Origin of the sequence: Barnesiella sp. (genome assembly GCF_022723415.1) — a bacterium.
GTDB classification, from domain to species: domain Bacteria; phylum Bacteroidota; class Bacteroidia; order Bacteroidales; family Barnesiellaceae; genus Barnesiella; species Barnesiella intestinihominis.
The window spans coordinates 1-2,341 of the sequence record NZ_JAIJHU010000119.1; the positions used below are offsets into that span (position 1 = coordinate 1).

Sequence of the window (2,341 nt, forward strand, 5' to 3'; positions counted from 1 at the left end):
GGTACCAACAAGGACTTTATCATGGCTAAGATTCCACACTTGCAGCATTTCGTTACTGCCGACTTGGATGATGTATGCAAGAACAGCGACGTGCTTGTGGTAACTAATAAGGAAAAGGAATTCGAGGATGTTTTGAAGAATTATCCAAACAAGATTGTCATTGACTTGGTTCGCCAGTGGAAAGAAGTGAACTATGATGGCAAGTATGAGGGTATCTCCTGGGGAGACATCAACCAGAATCATGAAGCTCAGAATGAAGAGCACAAGATGAACTTCAAACAGACTGAGTTCTAAAAGATTTCTAATAAAATAGATTAAATAAATGTAAATAACACCATTTTTGCGACTGCATAGTATGTGAAGTTTTGTATTATGCAAATAATTCCTTAACTTTGCAGTCGCAAATAAAGTATTTGAAAGAATCAGCTAAATTATGAAGAGACCGTATGATGTTAATTTTGTCGCAGACTATGTGATACTCTCACTTAATAGCGATGAGCGCTTCTCGTTGATAAACTTGAAGCTTCAGAAAATCATGTATTATATCCAAGCATGGTCTTTGGGCATCAATGGTGAACCAATGATGAATGCAAGGTTTGAGGCATGGGTTCATGGACCGGTGTGTATCCAATTATATGATCGTTTTAAAGAGAATAAAAATCTGTATTCTTTCATCGAGAAAGAGGATGTTTTGGACTATGATTCTCCAAGCAAAATTGATTTGAAAGATATAGAATTTATAGACTACATTCTTGAGAATTATGCCCAATACAGTGGTGTGCAGATTGAAGCAATGACTCATAACGAAGCCCCTTGGATTAATGCCCGCAAGGGATTTAAGCCAATGGAAAGATGTAATAATGAGATAACAGAAGAGGTAATGAAAGATTATTATGGCAAAAAATACGAATCACTCAAAGCCTAATCTGACTAAGGGACAAGGACAAAACTTGAATGTAAATTTGAATGACAAGGTTAAAAAGCAACGTTTGTCGTTCAGTTTTAGATATTTTCGTCAGATTGCTAACTTTGGTATCACTGGAAAGAATGATGTTTGGATGAGTGGGTTGCTTCAGCAATTGGCTTTGTTGTCAGATAAAGATCCTGAGTCTCTTTTGTCTTCTTATACAGATAGAAAGCAATTACGGCTTCATACATTGGACTTATCGCCAGGAAAGTCTGCATTGTGTATGGCGGATTTTTCTTTTATAGATAAGGAGAATATGCCGGATGGAAAAGAAAATCCCTTTTGGCAAATAGAAATTTCTACAGCCAATGGTAGGATTATTGGTTTCTTTAGTGCTGATCATACTGTTTTTTATGTTGTCTTCTTAGACCCAAATCACAATGCTCAATTGTCTAACTATAGTAACTATAAGGTTAGAAAGATAGAGCCTTGTTCGTCTGAAATTGATGACTTGAAGGCAAGAATAGCCAAGCATGCGAGTCTTGATGCTGCATTAGAACAAGATGCCGAGGATTTCTTGTATGGGGATGATATGTCTTATTTCTGTATGGAATCAGCCATGATTCAACCTCTTCGAAATATGTTGGAAGATGGTTCGTTTGTGGAGAAATTCCAAGAATTTCTTTTGGAAAATCTTTAATTAATAATTTTTTAGTATTTCTTTAGCTTAGTGATAATCATATGTTAGTTATCACTAAGTAACTTATATCTTTTAAAATTTTTGATGGGAACCCTTTTGTGGTATTATAACCGCCTGAGAGCTATGAACTTTCAGGAGGTGAATTGGCGTATTGCCCAAAGACATCTGCAAGGGCAGGAAAAGAAGCTTTATGGTAAGCGTGATGTAGCCGTAACGGCTTACCTTTTCGATAGTCGGCTACAATCTCTGAAATTTGATCCCGATCATGTTGGTCTGAATTTCAAGAATATTGCTTTCCATCTGAATACAGACATTCATATCCTTGGCGGGTATGATTATCAAATATATAAGGAAAGATGGAGTGCAGGATTCCAGACATATAAAGAATGGGGGACGGATTTCAGCTATTCCTTAGGCTATAAACAGAAAGACGAAATAGGTGATGCAAGAACGAATTGGGAATTGAATAGACACTTCCAGTTTGCCTTGTTAGCTAAGGCTTATTATGCTACAGGAGAGGAAAAATATGCAAAAGAGCTAGAAGGGTTGTTCTTGGATTGGAACAAAAAAAATCCTTTTCTCCATGGTATTTCTTGGACTAGTGTGATGGAGATTGCCATACGTTGTATCCAATGGACTGTAGCTTTGGCTTTTCTTCGCAAGAAAGGATATACGCCTAATGGTGCCTTGATCATGGATATGGAGAATGGCATCAAGAATATGGCTTCTTATAT

General features: G+C 36.9%; 3 protein-coding genes and 1 pseudogene. All 4 read left to right on the plus strand.

Going from position 1 to position 2,341, the window contains the following annotated elements:
* Window positions 1-294 (plus strand): annotated as a pseudogene (locus QVD32_RS12900) (GDP-mannose dehydrogenase); the annotation flags it as partial.
* A 139-nt stretch (window positions 295-433) separates the two neighbouring features.
* Window positions 434-925, plus strand: a complete 492-nt coding sequence (locus QVD32_RS12905; RefSeq protein ID WP_264901152.1) for a Panacea domain-containing protein — start codon at window positions 434-436, stop codon at window positions 923-925.
* Complete coding sequence (locus QVD32_RS12910) at window positions 894-1,607, plus strand: hypothetical protein (RefSeq protein ID WP_264901151.1); 714 nt, start codon at window positions 894-896, stop codon at window positions 1,605-1,607. The genes QVD32_RS12905 and QVD32_RS12910 overlap by 32 nt, the downstream gene beginning before the upstream one ends.
* Before the next feature lie 123 nt (window positions 1,608-1,730).
* The coding region (locus QVD32_RS12915; RefSeq protein ID WP_287710349.1) for a heparinase II/III family protein at window positions 1,731-2,341 on the plus strand (611 nt) is incomplete at its 3' end.